Source organism: Hyphococcus sp. (genome assembly GCF_965267305.1).
Taxonomy (GTDB): domain Bacteria; phylum Pseudomonadota; class Alphaproteobacteria; order Caulobacterales; family Parvularculaceae; genus Hyphococcus.
This window is the reverse complement of record NZ_OZ253945.1, coordinates 3,708,291-3,722,547: the sequence shown is the minus strand read 5'-3', so window position 1 is coordinate 3,722,547 and position 14,257 is coordinate 3,708,291. Positions and strand designations below refer to the sequence as shown.

The 14,257-nt window shown below is 60.7% G+C and carries 12 protein-coding genes; 3 read left to right on the top strand and 9 right to left on the bottom strand.

Going from position 1 to position 14,257, the window contains the following annotated elements; genetic code table 11:
- Positions 1-35 precede the first annotated feature (35 nt).
- From ACQY5P_RS18060 to ACQY5P_RS18045, 4 genes are all read right to left on the bottom strand, one after another.
- A complete protein-coding gene (locus tag ACQY5P_RS18060) occupies positions 36-1,208 on the bottom strand; it encodes a hypothetical protein (RefSeq protein WP_428408268.1) in 1,173 nt (390 codons plus the stop codon).
- A gap of 26 nt (positions 1,209-1,234) precedes the next feature.
- Positions 1,235-1,993, bottom strand: coding sequence for a C39 family peptidase (locus tag ACQY5P_RS18055; protein WP_428408267.1), 759 nt, complete (start codon positions 1,991-1,993; stop codon positions 1,235-1,237).
- 49 nt (positions 1,994-2,042) lie between these two features.
- Positions 2,043-2,471 carry a hypothetical protein gene (locus ACQY5P_RS18050; RefSeq protein ID WP_428408266.1) on the bottom strand — a complete coding sequence of 143 codons (429 nt, stop codon included), beginning with the start codon at positions 2,469-2,471 and terminating at the stop codon, positions 2,043-2,045.
- 188 nt (positions 2,472-2,659) lie between these two features.
- Positions 2,660-4,705: a beta strand repeat-containing protein gene (locus ACQY5P_RS18045; protein ID WP_428408265.1), complete on the bottom strand. Its 2,046-nt coding sequence runs from the start codon at positions 4,703-4,705 to the stop codon at positions 2,660-2,662.
- Between the two features lie 458 nt (positions 4,706-5,163).
- On the opposite strand from ACQY5P_RS18045, the gene ACQY5P_RS18040 reads away from it, so the two are divergent.
- From ACQY5P_RS18040 to ACQY5P_RS18030, 3 genes are all read left to right on the top strand, one after another.
- The gene (locus ACQY5P_RS18040; protein ID WP_428408263.1) at positions 5,164-6,891 is read left to right on the top strand and encodes a S1 family peptidase; all 1,728 of its coding nucleotides are present in this window, start codon (positions 5,164-5,166) and stop codon (positions 6,889-6,891) included.
- A 279-nt stretch (positions 6,892-7,170) separates the two neighbouring features.
- Positions 7,171-8,364, top strand: a complete 1,194-nt coding sequence (locus ACQY5P_RS18035; protein ID WP_428408262.1) for a sigma 54-interacting transcriptional regulator — start codon at positions 7,171-7,173, stop codon at positions 8,362-8,364.
- 19 nt (positions 8,365-8,383) lie between these two features.
- Complete coding sequence (locus tag ACQY5P_RS18030) at positions 8,384-10,207, top strand: LysM peptidoglycan-binding domain-containing protein (RefSeq protein ID WP_428408261.1); 1,824 nt, start codon at positions 8,384-8,386, stop codon at positions 10,205-10,207.
- Between the two features lie 137 nt (positions 10,208-10,344).
- Here ACQY5P_RS18030 and ACQY5P_RS18025 read toward each other — a convergent pair whose 3' ends face one another.
- From ACQY5P_RS18025 to ACQY5P_RS18005, 5 genes are all read right to left on the bottom strand, one after another.
- Positions 10,345-11,310: a M48 family metallopeptidase gene (locus tag ACQY5P_RS18025; RefSeq protein WP_428408260.1), complete on the bottom strand. Its 966-nt coding sequence runs from the start codon at positions 11,308-11,310 to the stop codon at positions 10,345-10,347.
- A 3-nt stretch (positions 11,311-11,313) separates the two neighbouring features.
- Positions 11,314-12,003, bottom strand: coding sequence for an aspartate/glutamate racemase family protein (locus tag ACQY5P_RS18020; RefSeq protein WP_428408259.1), 690 nt, complete (start codon positions 12,001-12,003; stop codon positions 11,314-11,316).
- Positions 12,004-12,020: 17 nt separating this feature from the next.
- The gene (locus tag ACQY5P_RS18015; RefSeq protein ID WP_428408258.1) at positions 12,021-12,632 is read right to left on the bottom strand and encodes a GNAT family N-acetyltransferase; all 612 of its coding nucleotides are present in this window, start codon (positions 12,630-12,632) and stop codon (positions 12,021-12,023) included.
- 5 nt (positions 12,633-12,637) lie between these two features.
- The gene (locus ACQY5P_RS18010; protein ID WP_428408257.1) at positions 12,638-13,201 is read right to left on the bottom strand and encodes a LemA family protein; all 564 of its coding nucleotides are present in this window, start codon (positions 13,199-13,201) and stop codon (positions 12,638-12,640) included.
- An 87-nt stretch (positions 13,202-13,288) separates the two neighbouring features.
- A complete protein-coding gene (locus tag ACQY5P_RS18005; RefSeq protein ID WP_428408256.1) occupies positions 13,289-14,062 on the bottom strand; it encodes an SDR family oxidoreductase in 774 nt (257 codons plus the stop codon).
- Positions 14,063-14,257 lie beyond the last annotated feature (195 nt).

Sequence of the window (14,257 nt, the reverse complement as noted above, 5' to 3'; positions counted from 1 at the left end):
GAGAAAAGCCTGTCCCGTTGATTGTAAAAGACGCCTCAGTTGAGGCCGGGAAGGAAGATGCCCTGCGTCACCGCCTGGGTGGTGATGTTGCTGACGCGCCGCATCCCCGCCACGAAGTCATAGCCCTGAACGATGACGTTCATGTTCGTCGTCTCGGTGATGCGGACATTGTTGAACGAGTTGTTGATGATGGTGGTGATTCCGTTGGGCCCCACCTGGCGGATGACTTCCGGCCGCTCCTGCACTTCTTTCAGAGTGACGGCGTAGCCGTTGTTCGCGGCGGCGGCGCTGTTTCCGCTATTACCGGCATTACCTGATTGCGAGGCGGAAGACGCGCCGCCCTGCTGTTGCTGCTGGCCGCTGGCTGGCGTCGCGCCTGTCGAGGCCGTCCCGGCAACCAGCGCAGGCGCGCTGGGTTGCTGCTGCGTTGAGCCTCCTGCATCAGCGACGACCACAGGCCCTGACGACAAGCCGCTCTCTTGCGTCTGCGGCGCCGACGACTGAGTTGTCCCTGCGTCGGCAACCGGATTCGTATTGGCGGGCGCCTGTGCGGTTTGAGTGACTGCGGGAACGCCCGTTGCAACAGGCGCCGGATTGCCAACAGCCGCCGCTGGCTGAGGAGCCGGTTGCGCGGCTGGAGCCGGAGCACTCGGCTGCGTCGGCGCTGGCGTATTCTGCGCGGGAGTTGTGGGCGCAGCCGGCATGTTCTGCGTGACTGCTGGCGGCGCAGCGGGCGCAGGCGTCGCTTGCGCTACTTGCTGCGGCGTCGGCGCATTGTTCGCCGCCGGAGCTTGCGGCGGCTGCTGCGCTCCGCCCGCTGCTATTCCGCTTTGGGCGGCCGCTTGCGAGGCTGCGGCGATCTCAGCGCCGTTCACCGGGGGCTCGTTGTTGGCCGGGTTGCCATTGGCGCCGAAGGGGCCGCCATTCTGTCCGAAAGGTCCGCCACTCTCGCCGAACGGCGAGCCGCTTTCGCCAAACGGTGAGCCGCTTTCGCCGAACGGACCGTTCGGGAGCGGATCGAAGCTCGGCGGCGGCACGTTGATGCTGAAATTAAAGGTCAGCCCGCCGAAGCTGAACCCGCCGCGCGCCTCGCCCAGTTCGCTCGCGGTCATGGGCGCCTCGGCAAGCTCAAGAAGACCGACGGAGGCAAGTTCTTCCGGCGCGGCCGCCGCGGCGGCGCTGAGCGAGATCAGGCTGGCTGCGCTCATGATTCCTGCAGACTTCACGAATAACATTAGTTTACCTCCAAAACGGTGTTGATCGTGAAACCGGAGGAGGATGGACGGGTCTGGTTCAAATAGAGCGATTGCAGCGGCTCATCGTCCAGCGCGCGGTCATTAGGCGACGACGGCGCAAGACGCCAGTCAGCGACCTTGTTGAAATTCTCTTTGCCGCGGACGACGTCGGAACGAATGAACAAGACTGTTCCATCCCACCGTTGCTCAAATACGCTACGCGGCAACGATATGACTCCTGCGGACGGGTCGCCGATCAGTACGACCTTGTCCGTAATGCCTTTGATAACTACGAAATGTTTGTACCCGCGCACTTCGATAAGCGCGATGCCGGGAACGCCGATCTCCTGAATCCGGTCAAGGGTGAGGACGAAACCATCCGCCTTCAAGCCGGTGCTTTCGAGATAGCGCTTCATCTCCAGAAGCGAAAACCCGAACTCGCGAATCCGGTCCTGGTTGCCCACGTCCCACATGGCCTGGAACGCGTCGGTTTCAGACGTCTCCCGGCCATAATGGTGGGTCAACAGGGTCGCCAGCGCCGCCGAGCCGCAGCTGAAATCATATTGCTGCCTGACGACGGTCAGGAATTTGCGCTCCGCCATGCTGACGACAGGCACGCGCGGCGAGGCGCCGCCGATGAAAAGCTGGATGTCGCCGGCATGAGCGCCAAAGCATGTCAAGAAGGAGAGAACGGCCGCAATCGCCGCGCCAGCGCCGAAGCGCCGTCCGCCGCAATGATTGCGATTACCAAAATTCATGTCTGTCTCCCCCAGACGTCAAACGCGACTAAACCCTGCAAAGCCAGACCTATTGCGGCCCCGCGCCCTGCAGGAAGATATTCAGATTAACGATGCTCTGCATCACCACGCCGTTGCCGGAGTTATTCAGAACGGTGGTGATGCCGCTGTTATTGGAAATCGTATTGTTCGCCACATCGCCGGTGACCGAGTTGTTGCCATTGGAGCCGCTGACGGCGCCGTTGTTTTCGGCAATGTTGACGCCGAGATCCGAGATATCGACCGCGACGTTCGTTCCGCCCGCTGCGCCCGCCATGGTCGCATCGTCGAGCGCGCTGACGCCGGCCACGGACGCCAGCTCGTCAAAAAGGTCTTGCGACTGCTCAAACGCGGTGGGCGCGTAATCCAGAAGAGCCGCCTCTCGCTGCGCTTCGCTGAGATTGGGGTCCGTTGCAATCAGCACCGGCGCAATAATAAAACCCCAAGCACTCATACCCATCTTGATCTTCCCCCTGACACAACCTTCCGGCTGACTTCACCCTGCAACATGCGTGCAATCGAATTTTGGCGAAGGCTGGAAACTTGATGTCCGTAAACTAACACTGTTCTCAGGAACAAATAGTTATCTTTTATTAAGAGAGGGACGCTGCAGGAAAGATCTCCTGCAGCGTCCTTTCTTCTCAAGGCTTAGTTGTTGACCGTGCCAACATTCACGCTTTGCGAGTTCTGGAAGATGCCCGCGCCGGTGTTGTTGTTGTTGATCACGAGACCGCGGTTATCGGTCATCGCCTGGCTGTTGATGTTGCCAGTCGTGATCGGGCCGGAGTCCGGCAGCGTGCCGAGGCTGACCGTAGAGGTCGTGGCTTCGAGCTGCGCGCTGTTCAACTGAACGTCGCCGATCGTGAGCTCGAGGGTCGTGTTGTACGAGTCGTTGATCGAGTTGTCCGAGTTGTCCGACGCATCGACGTCAACGTCGATATCCGTGTTGATGGAATTGTCGGAGTTGTCGGTCGACTGATCGACCGTGACATTGCTGTCGTCATTGGCGATCACCGAGCCGTTGTCGGCTTCGTTGTCGTCAACGCTGCCGCCATTGTTGGCCGCATTTTCACCGCCATTGGCCTGGTCTTCGTTGTCGGTCGAATTGTCGGAGTTGTCCGAGTTATCGACAGAAACAGAGCCGCTGTCATTGGCGACAGCCGAGCCGTTGTCGGCGTTGTTGTTGTCGGAGTTGTCCGAGTTGTCGCTAGCAGAAATAGCCACCGAACCATCGTTCGCCGAGGCGCCCTGGTCGCCTGACGCAGCATTGTCGCTGGCGTCAAGGTCGAGGTTGCCCGAGTCGTTGATGGAGTTGTCGGAATTGTCCGAGTTATCCGAGTTGTCCGAGTTGTCGGAGTTGTCGATGGACGACCCGTTATTGGCCGAGCCGTTGTCCGCCGACGAGTTGTCATTGCCGGAATCGGCGATGTCAACGTCGACTACGTCGCTGTCAGAGCCGGTGAAGGCTTCGTTGTTGGAGTTGTCGACCACGCCGCCATTGTTGGCTGCATCGTCGCCGCCGGTGGCCGCTTCGATTTCGCCGCCATTGTTGGCGCCATTGGTGCCGCCATTGGCTGCTTCGATCTCGCCGCCATTGTTGGCTGCAAGGCCGTCGCCGCCGACATTGGCCTGATCTTCGTTGTCGACCGAGCTGTCGCTCGAATTGTCGTTGAACGAATCCGTGGTGTTGATCGAATTGTCGGAGTTGTCGTTGCCTGAATCCGTAACATCGACGTCAAGGACGTCGCTGTCAGAGCCGGTGAAGGCGTCGGTGTCAGTCGAGTTGTCCGAGCTGTCATTGCCGTTGTTGTAGATATCGGCGTCGAGGCCGTCATTGTCGGAGCCGTCGCCCGAGAACGCGTCGAAATCGGCATTGCCCGAATCATTGATCGAGTTGTCCGAGTTGTCCGAGTTGTCGGAGTTGTCGTTGCCGGAATTATCGACATCGAGAACATCGCTGTCGGAGCCGGTGAAGGCGTCGGTGTCAGTCGAGTTGTCCGAGCTGTCATTGCCGTTGTTGTAGATGTCGGCGTCGAGCACGTCATTGTCGGAGCCGTCGCCCGAGAACGCGTCATCATCGCTCGAATTGTCCGAGCTGTCATTGCCGGAATTGTCGATGTCGAGAACATCGCTGTCAGAACCGGTGAACGCATCGACGGAATTGTCGGAATTGTCCGAGTTATCCGAATTGTCGTTGCCGTTGTCCTGAAGGTCGATGTCGTTGATGTCGCTGTCGGAGCCCGTGAAGGCGTCCAGATCGGCGTTGCCCGAATCATTGACCGAGTTGTCGGAGTTGTCGTTGCCGTTGTCATAGATGTCGGCGTCGATCACGTCGCTGTCGGAACCGGTGAAGGCGTCCGTGTCGGTCGAGTTGTCCGAGTTGTCGGAGTTGTCCGAGCTGTCATTGCCGGAATTGTCGACGTCGAGAGCGTCGTTGTCGGAGCCGTCGCCCGAGAACGCGTCGAGATCGGCATTGCCGGAATCATTGACGGAGTTGTCGGAGTTGTCCGAATTGTCGTTATTGTTGCCGTTGTTGCTGAGCAGATCGGCGTCAATAAGATCGTCGTCGGTCGTCTGGTTGCCGTCGCCGCCTTCCTGAGCGCCCGGACCGGATTCGCTCGGCTGCGCCCATGCGGCGCCCGCAGAAGCGAGCAACGCGGAGGCCGCGATCGTTGTCAAAAGCTTGAGTTTCACTTGTTTAGTCTCCCACTAAGGTTTCACTTCAAAGCGACCCCTGCGCCCTTCCCCAATCTCTCTTTGGGCAAGCCGCAGCGATCGCCATGGGGAGCACTTGTCCCCCCCAACGCCCTCTTTGTTTGCAACGGGTGTGCCAAAACGGGGCGCCGGGGCCTGAAACTTCCTTAACAAACTGTAAAACAAGGATGATCTTTGTTACGAAATGGAAAGATAGGCGCCTTGCTGCAACGCAACAATATGTTCAGGCGGCAAGCGACATGCACATCCGGATGCGCAGTTGCGCAGGCGCCTAAACTTCGGACGGGGCGCAATTCAAGGCGCCTTGCGCACCGCCGTCGCATGGCCTCCGATTTGCTCGAAAGGTCTTGCCTCTCAACCGCATTATGGTTTTGCTGGGAACGTTGCTTGGGGGACATGGCGGGACGCGGAATGCAAAAGCGCGGGAATAAAACGCAATGACGCGGGCTCTGCTGATGCTGGCCGGCGCCGCGCTTTTGTTCGGCCTGCTTTTCATCGAAACGTCGCGCTATGCGGAAATTCGCCGCCTCAGGGACCGCACGGAAACGCTGCAGCAAGACGTCCGCGCTGCGCAGGAAAAAGCCGATGCGGCGCTCGCCGCCATCATCGCGCCGGAAACGCTCGCCCATGCGACGGGCTCGGTTTATCTCATTGTCGTCAACGGAAACTCGCGCGGCACCGCCTTTGTCATCGACCGGGAGCGCGGGCTTCTCGCCGGAGCTGCCCATACGGCAAGTTCGCTGCCGCTCGACGATCCCGATGCGAGCGTCTATCTCCTCAATCGCGCCTCGAATGCGAAAATTCCGGTGCGATCCATACGCCTGCATGCCGGCTACGGCGTTTTCAGAACGCTGGTGGAAGATCACCAGCCGATCCGCAGCAATTCCTCGATCTACGCACCACAAGCCGTGCCCTTGCGCGATCTCGCCTTCGACGCGGCGCTGATTACCGTCGATCCGAAACACCCGGAGACAGGCGAAAACATTCTCGGACCGGCGCTTCCCATCGCCAGCGAAGACGTACTGCTGTCTCTCGATTCAGGCGCGCCAATCGCGGTCATCGGCTATCCATACGACACGCTGGACGACGGCTTTGCGCCGGATGCAGCGATCCCGCGGGTCGAACGCGGCGTCATCGCCGCGGTGACGCCGCCGCTCGATTCCGCAGAGGAGACGCGCGATCCGGCGATCGCCAATCTGATCATTCACCGGCTTGCGACCGCAGGGGGCAATAGCGGCAGTCCTATCCTAAACGCAGCCGGAGAAGTCATCGGCATTCATACCCATGGCATCGAATCGCCAAGCTCCAACGCTGACGGCGCCGCACAGCGCGCCGACGTTCTTTACGACCTTCTGTCGCAAGACCGCGAACAGGCAAGACTGAACGATGTGTTCATGCCGGCGTGGCGGCGCCTGCTCGGCTATTGGACGCGCGCTGAAGACGCGCTTCCCTGGTCGTTCTACATGGAATATGCGCGTCCCGGCGAAAAGCCTGCGCCGAAGGTAGGGGCGCTCGCCGCCGTGGCCGCGCCGCCTTTCGCACGCGCTATAGAAACGCTCGACTTCGAACCGGCGGCGCAAACGCGACGCCTTGAAGCGCCGGAACTGTCGGCCCCGCCTGCAGCCGGCGACAATATCGAAGCTGCGCCCCGCGCTTTCATGATCCGCGAAGAGGGCGAGTACGCAGAGTTCTGGCGCACCGTGGACCGGCGCAGCGAACATGTCATGTTTGCTTTCGATTATTCCCTGCGCTCGAAAAAAGGTTTTTGTCCTCTCACGGCTTATTGGCGCAAGAAAGGCGACAACCGGCTTCAAGTTGCGCGCAATCGGGCTTCGTTCGAACTCCACCTGCCGCCGCTCCAAAATGGCGGCATTGAAGACTATCAGGTGCTTTTGCGCCGGGATCAGCGTTGCGATCCGGTGAGCGCGCAATTCATGACCGGGTCCGTCAGCTGGACGGCGAGCAGCGAAACTGCAGCGCAAACAGTTTCCTACGAAACAAATCCAGGAAAAGCCGCGTCGCAGCGCGCATCGGGTGCGCTAGCCGACGCACAGAAAGCCTGGAACCATTTCCGCGATTGCACGCTCACGCGAACAACGGCGCGGCCGGATAAATGCTTTCCGCCTGAATTTATTGAGCTTGAACCGGCTTCCAGCAGGAAGTAGCGCGCGAACACCGCCTCCCCTCACCCCCCTAGGGCGAAATTTGCAAACGCAAAAAAATATTTCCCGCAAGCGCCGCTGAATCCGGTTGATTCCTGCGTCGGGTGTTCTAGCTTAACCCTGCACAGTGCGTTCTGCTGTCGTGTGGGAGAGATAGGCCGAAGCTCTTGGGAGAGAGGCAGGCCAAGACATCGGCGCCGTCTTCGGGAGAGGACGCAGGCGTCTTTATCCTTGTCAATTCCATAAGACCGGCAAGCGCCCTCGCAGCTTTGGGGGAAGCGAATGGATGACCAAGAGTACGACGGCGCAAGCCGTTCGGCTGCCTACGACCAGCCTTACGCGCATGGCGCATACTCGCATGAGACATACATTCCTTCGAACACGGCAAGGCGCGCTGAAAAGGCGCCGGAACGCGTTCGATCGAATTTAATTGAGCTCCGGCAGGAGCCGCGCAACCGCACGCGTTCAAAATCGCCGGCGCCGGGAGCGATTATTGGCTCCAGCGGCAAGGCGAAGCTGCTGCGCGAAACCATTGAAATCTACGCCGATGACGATGCGCCTGTGCTGATTACCGGCGAAACAGGCGTCGGCAAGGAACTCGTCGCGCGCCATCTGCATCAGGGCGGTCCGCGCGCTCACGGCGCCTTTTCGCCGATCAACGCCGGCGCCATGCCGGAAACGCTCGCGGCTTCAGAACTCTTCGGCCATGTGAAAGGCGCCTTCACCGGCTCCGTCGCCGAACGCGAAGGCGCCATCGCCGCGGCCAATGACGGGGTGTTGTTCCTCGACGAAATCGGGGACATGCCGCTGTCGATCCAGACGCATCTCTTGCGCGTGCTTGAAGACGGCATGGTGACCAAGCTCGGCGGCAAGACGCCGGAGCGCGTAGACTTCCGGCTGATCTCCGCGACCAATGTCAATCTTCAGGAGAATGTCGGCGCCGGCAAATTCCGGCCCGATCTTTTCTACCGCATCAATGTTCTTGTGATCGAGGTGCCGCCCCTGCGCGAGCGCGGCGATGACGTCATTGAAATCGCCGAATGGATAATCGCCAACCACCCCGATGAGCGCAACCGCGAGGTGCGGCTGACGCCGAAGGCGGCCGACCGTCTGAAAACCTACGGTTTTCCGGGCAATGTGCGCGAATTGCGCAACGTCCTCTTGCGGGCGATGCCGCATGCGCGGCGGGAAAAGGGGCGCATCCTGCCCGAGCATCTAAAATTCGATTTCGAACATGCGGGCGCCGCCGGAGCGGCCAACGGCTTCTCCGTCGAAGACGCCACCTTGCTCTTCAATCGTTACATGCTGCTGAAGTCCTTGACTGCGGCGGATGGAAACATCGCGAAGGCTGTGACCCTTTCCGGCCGTTCGCGCGGAACTTTTAACAACCTGAAGAAAAGTCTCGAAGGCGAGGACATTGCATCGGCATACCGCTCGGCTTGCGCCGATGTGAAAGCCTTGCTGAGAGATTGCTGAAATCCCGGGGGAATACCTGATGAAACCGCATTTGCTTCGCTGTAGCGCCGCAGCCGTTCTGGCGGCTGCGCTCACCACCACCGCTTACGCCGAACAGGACCCGGCGGTCACCGACCGTCCGGCCGGCGAAACGGCGATCATGCCAAAGCCGACGGTAGAGGAAGATCTTGTCTATCTGAAAGACATCGTCGCGCTGCAAACCTTGCGGCTCGACGAAGCCGAAGAACTGATCGCCAAACAGTCGGCGCTGATCGAGGCGCAGGCGCAACAGATCAATGCGCTGACCCGCACGGTCACCGCCATGAATGACGGCGCCGCACCGCGCTTCGCCGCAGCTGGCGGCGAATATCAAGTGCAAAGCGGCGACACGCTGAGCTCGATCGCGCGCCGCCACAACACGACGGTCCAGGCGATGGCGCAAGCCAATAATCTGAAGGCGCCCTATCCGTTGCGCATTGGCGATACGCTTACCCTGCCGGGCCAGCCTGAGCCTGTCCGCATCGCCGCGGCGCCGCAACCGGCAGCCTCCCAGCCCGCCGCGCCAGCGCAATCGCCGCAAGCGGATGCAACGAAAACATCGAACGAGCCCCAGTCCGCCTCGTCGCCGGCTGTGCGCACGGCATCTTCCGCCGCGCCGTCTACGCGCCCGACGCAGGTTGCCGCGAACGACACGCAACCCAAACGCGATGATGACAAGCGCGACGGATCGCTGCCGACGGAGGTCGGCGTGCGGCCTGAGGAGGAGGACGAACGGCCCTATCTCGCCATCGCCGCGGACATTGGCGGGATCCTGACGCCGGCCGGAACAATGTTCGTTGAGCCCGCGATCGATTATACGGTGGCGTCCGACAATCGCTTCTTCTTCCAGGGCATCGAGATCATCGACGCCGTCCTGATCGGCGCCATTGAAGCCACGGATACGGACCGGCGCGCCGTGACGGAAAGCCTTGCCGTGAAATACGGCATCACCAGCCGCCTCGAAGTCGATGCGCGCGTGCCTTATGTGTCGCGCACCGACCGGATTTCCGGCGTCGCCATCGATGACGGCACGACCACGATTCGCGATCTCGACGGCAGCGGCCTCGGCGATATCGACTTCGGCCTCCACTACCAGCTTACCAATGGCGGGAAATGGCCTTACGTCATCGCCAACCTGCGCGCCAAGGCGCCGACGGGCACAGGGCCGTTCGATGTCATGCGCGATCCAGACAACGGCATTGAAACGGAGCTGGCGACTGGCTCCGGCTTCTGGACAATCGAACCGAGCCTGACCTTTATTCTGGCGAGCGATCCGGCCTCGATCTTCGCCAATGTGGGCTATCAGTTTAACCGGTCCGTCTCGCCAAACATCATCCTGACGGACACCGCCACCACGATCAATGAGCTGCCGACCGACGCAGCCTTCGGCGTCCAGGAAGAGTTCCGGACCACCCTCCTTGAATTCGATGCCGGCGACGCCATTCGCACCAGCATCGGCCTCGGCTTGTCGCTCAATGAGCGCCTTTCCATGAATTTCGGTTACGACCAGAGCTTCTTCCTGCGCTCGAAGAACGCAACGGAGGTCTTCCAGATTGTGGCGCAGCGCATGCAGGTGACGGACGGCATGGGCAACACGACATCCGTGATCGTGCGGGATGATGACGACAGGCCTGTCCTGCTTCCCGCCGAAACGACGGTCGTTTTCAGCGAGTCGCCGGCGACAACCGTGGGATCGTTCTTGTTCGGCGCCTCTTACGCCGTGAACGACCGGCTGCGGATCAATCTAAACGGCGCGATCGGCGCCACCGACGAAGCGCCGGATGCGCGCGTGTCGCTCAGGGCGCAATACCGCCTGTTCGACTAGAGGCAATTGCGGATTTGATGATTTAACAAACTCCGCTCACCCCGGCGAAGGCCGGGGTCTCAGACCACAAGCATAACGCCCTTTGGCACAAGATCCCGGCCTTCGCCGGGATGAGCGGAATAATTTCCTTCGCTTATTTATTGGACGCCGCCGGCGAATTTCACCAACGCCGCGATGCGCTTGTCGATGGGCGGATGGGTGGCGAAGACGCCCGCAAAGGGCTGCGTGTTCTCCACCATCATCTGCTGCACGTCATTAGGCGCATCGATGCGGCTGTTGCCGGAGATTTTCCTGAGCGCAGAGATCATGGCGTCGGGGTTGCGCGTCAGTTCGGCGGCGCCGGCGTCGGCGAGATATTCGCGTTTCTGCGACAGGGAGAACCGGATCACGAGCGCCAGAAGATAGGCGATGACAATCATGGCGATGGCGATCAGGATCAGAACGCCGCCGCCCCGGCTGTCGCCATTTCGCGAACGGGTATGACCGCCGACGCGGATGCCTGACCGGAACATGTTGCGGAAGACGAGCTCGCCGAAAAACGAAAAGACGCCCACAAAAATCACCGCAATGATGAGAAGCCGGACGTCGCGATTCATGATGTGGGTGAGCTCATGGGCGAGCACCGCTTCAAGCTCGTCCCGGTCAAGCGTTTCGATGAGCCCGCGCGTCACCGTCACCTTGTAGCTCTTTTCCGTTAAGCCGCTGGCGAAAGCGTTCAGCGCATCACTTTCGATAATATTGAGCTGCGGCATGGTCAGCCCCCGCGACACGCAGAGATTTTCCAAAAGGTTGTAAAGCTCCGGCGCTTCTTTTCGCGTCAGGCTGCGCGCGCCGACGGAAGCTTCGATCATCGACTGATAGGAGAAAAACGCGATAACGAACCACAAGCCTGCGCCAAGGAGCGCAAACGGCCAGAGCCGTTTCATGTGATCGAAAGCGAGAACCATGCCCTCGCCCACGCTGTCGATGGGCTCGACAAGACCCACATAGCCGACGGAAAGGCCATACATCAGGAGCAGGAGAAGAACGGGAAACCCGGCCAGCAGGACAACCGATTTGAGATTGTTGTTCCAGATATGCGTCTGAAGGCCGAAGGCGCCCAAGGCTCAGCCCTCCCCGAAGGCGAAGCGCGCCGCCGCCGCCGCGTGAAGCCCGGTCGTGTCGAACACCGGCATGTCGCAATGCTCCTGCCCCAGGATCATGCACAGCTCCGTACATCCGAGAATAACGCTGTCCGCCCCATGCCGCTCAACAATGGCGAGCAGTTCCTGGCGCGACTCATCCCGGACATCGCCTAGCACCAGCTCGTCGAGAATGATCCGGCCGATGGCGGCCTGTTCTTCCTCGGCCGGAACAAGCACCTCGCCGCTGTAACGTTTTGCGAGCTCCGCCCGGTGATAGGCTCCGCCCATCACCACGGGCGTGCCGAGGAGAAGCGGCGATTTGGCGCCTGCAGCCGTCATCGTTTCCGCCAGCACGTCGAGCATGTGAATGAGCGGGATCGCGACTGCCGCTTTGACGGCGTCGGCGGCCATATGGGTCGTGTTTGAAGAAATGACGATCGCATCGACGCCGGCGCTTTCAAGATGCTTCGCGCCTTTCACCACTTCGGCGTTGAACGCGTCCCAGTCGCGATTGTCATAATGCTCAATCATCACGCCGTAATCGAGCGCATAGAGCATGAGATTGGCGGAGTGGAGCGAACCGTATCGCGCGCGGGCCGCCTCATTCAAGAGCCGGTAGTAGATCACCGTCGCTTCCGGGCTCATGCCTCCGATCAGTCCGATCAGCTTCATGATGAGCCTCCTGTCCTTTACGCGGCCGGCCGCAACATGCCGAGAAGCGGCGGCGCGCCGTCCGGCAAGGGCAGAGGCGCGGTCGTTTTAAACCCAAGCCGCTCGTAAAGGGCTGTGTTTTTCGGGTTGGAATTTTCGAGATAGGCGGGCGCGCTGTCTTTATCCGCGCGCTTCAGCCCTTCGCGGATGAGACGCCCGCCAAGACCTTTTCCCTGGGCGCCTTTCCGGACGCCAACGGCGAAGAGATAGTAATGCGGCGCTTGCGGGTGATTTTCCGCCAGCACCGCCGCCGTCTTGAGCGCGCGTCCGATTGAGGACATTCCGTGATGGAAAACCGCCGAGGCCGCGATGCGCGCTTCGTTCAAAAAAGGCAATTTCAACTCCACGCCTTTTGGCAACCACAGCGTCGCCGCCCAATATTCAGAATTGGCGCCCGCAATATGACCGAAGCCGTTTCTGAGATAGACGCCGCGTGCAAGTTCATGAAAGGTCGTTCGAAAGGGCTTCGGCCCGCCGAACGTCCAGTTCATCACCGGATCGTCGGAAAACGCTTCGGCGAGGATGCCGGCGATCAGACCGGCGTCTTCGCGCGTTGCGGCGCGAATATCGCTGTCTGCGACGCCATGCATGTTTCCTAGAACTTCACTTCCGGGGCTGTCTCGATCTGGCCGCGGCTGCCTTCGGGGATTTCGAAATATTCTTTCGGGCCGAAGCTTCCCATCGGCGCGACGAGATTGCCGGGGATCTGCTGGATCGCTGTGTTGTATTCCTGGACCGCATTGTTGAAGAAGCGCCGCGCCGCCGCGATCTTGTTTTCGACGTCGGACAGCTCGCGCTGCAGCTCCATGAAATTGGTGTTGGCCTTGAGGTCGGGATAGGCTTCGGCGAGAGCGAAGAGTTTGCCCAACGCGGCGCCAAGAACGCCTTCCGCGGCGCCCTGCTCCGCCGGGCCGTGCGCGGCCTGCGCCGCGTTGCGGGCCTGGATGACGGCGTCGAGCGTCTCCCTTTCGTGAGTCGCATAGCCTTTGACCGTCTCCACCAGATTGGGGATCAGGTCGTGGCGCTGGCGCAGCTGCACGTCCACATCGGCGAAGGCCTGCTCCGTGCGCTGAGAAAGCGCGACGATCCGGTTGTAGATGCCGATGATGAAGACGGCGAGAACGACAATGATGCCGAGGAGAATAAGAATGCCGGACATGCGGTTTCCTTTTCCGAGGGGGCGCGAAGGCGCTGGCGCAAGTCCGTGCTATATAAGGCGCTTCACCGGGAGCCGCAATGCGGCGGCCTATTGCGCCGTGATGCCGCCATCGATCTTGAACTCGGAAGCGGTGATATAGCGGGACTCGTCCGAGGCTAGATAAAGGATGCAGTAGCCCACATCCTCCGGCTCGGCGAGGCGCTTCCACGGGATCTGCTGAACGAGGCGCTTTTCGCCCTCTTCCCCGCCGCCGCCAAACGCGATCAGGGGATCGATGATCGGCGTCCGGGTGAACACGGGGTGTACGGAATTGCAGCGAATGTCATAGCCCGACCGCGCGCAGTGAAGCGCGATTGACTTGGTCATCATCCAGACGGCGGCCTTCGCCGTGTTGTAAGCGATCATGTTGCCATCGGCGATCATGCCGGCGACGGAGGAAATATTGATGATGGAGGCGGACTTCGCCTGCTTCAGGTAAGGCATGGCGAGCTGCGTGCCGGTGAAGATGGAATCGACGTCGATCGCCTGGGTCCGCCGCCAGTCTTCCTCCGTCGCGGTTTCGATGCTGCCGAAGGTGCCGATGCCGGCGTTGTTGATGAGCGTGTCGATCCCGCCCATGGCCTCCGCCGCAGCTTCGAGCGCCGTTTTCCATTCGTCGCGGCTCGTCACGTCATGACGGATCGCGCCCGCTGCGCCAGGATGCTTTTTGTTGATCTCGGCGGCCGTCGCCTCAGCGCCGTCGCCATTCACATCGGTGACAAAGACTTTCGCGCCCTCATCGGCGAGCATGCGCGCAAAACAGGCCCCGAGCCCCTGCGCCCCGCCGGTAATCAACGCTTTTTTTCCTGCTACCCGCGCCATCTTGCCTCCCATCGCATGCAGCTTCGCGAATGAACTCACAAGCTATCTTAATCGGCGGCAGGGGAACAGCACTTGCAACAGTTGCCGCGCTGCACATCGCCATGAGGGTAATGTCAGGGACAACGCCCGATGTTGCGCTGCGCAACAACACGAGCTTTCCTGTTGCGCCTCGGCAACTAAACATGAAAACTGTTT

Bases quoted from the DNA above. Each gene is read 5' to 3' on its own strand.
- ACQY5P_RS18060 (WP_428408268.1), bottom strand. From the start codon at position 1,208: ATGAGCGCAGCCAGCCTGATCTCGCTCAGCGCCGCCGCGGCGGCCGCG.
- ACQY5P_RS18055 (WP_428408267.1), bottom strand. From the start codon at position 1,993: ATGAATTTTGGTAATCGCAATCATTGCGGCGGACGGCGCTTCGGCGCT.
- ACQY5P_RS18050 (WP_428408266.1), bottom strand. From the start codon at position 2,471: ATGGGTATGAGTGCTTGGGGTTTTATTATTGCGCCGGTGCTGATTGCA.
- ACQY5P_RS18040 (WP_428408263.1), top strand. From the start codon at position 5,164: ATGACGCGGGCTCTGCTGATGCTGGCCGGCGCCGCGCTTTTGTTCGGC.
- ACQY5P_RS18035 (WP_428408262.1), top strand. From the start codon at position 7,171: ATGGATGACCAAGAGTACGACGGCGCAAGCCGTTCGGCTGCCTACGAC.
- ACQY5P_RS18030 (WP_428408261.1), top strand. From the start codon at position 8,384: ATGAAACCGCATTTGCTTCGCTGTAGCGCCGCAGCCGTTCTGGCGGCT.
- ACQY5P_RS18020 (WP_428408259.1), bottom strand. From the start codon at position 12,003: ATGAAGCTGATCGGACTGATCGGAGGCATGAGCCCGGAAGCGACGGTG.
- ACQY5P_RS18015 (WP_428408258.1), bottom strand. From the start codon at position 12,632: ATGCATGGCGTCGCAGACAGCGATATTCGCGCCGCAACGCGCGAAGAC.
- ACQY5P_RS18010 (WP_428408257.1), bottom strand. From the start codon at position 13,201: ATGTCCGGCATTCTTATTCTCCTCGGCATCATTGTCGTTCTCGCCGTC.
- ACQY5P_RS18005 (WP_428408256.1), bottom strand. From the start codon at position 14,062: ATGGCGCGGGTAGCAGGAAAAAAAGCGTTGATTACCGGCGGGGCGCAG.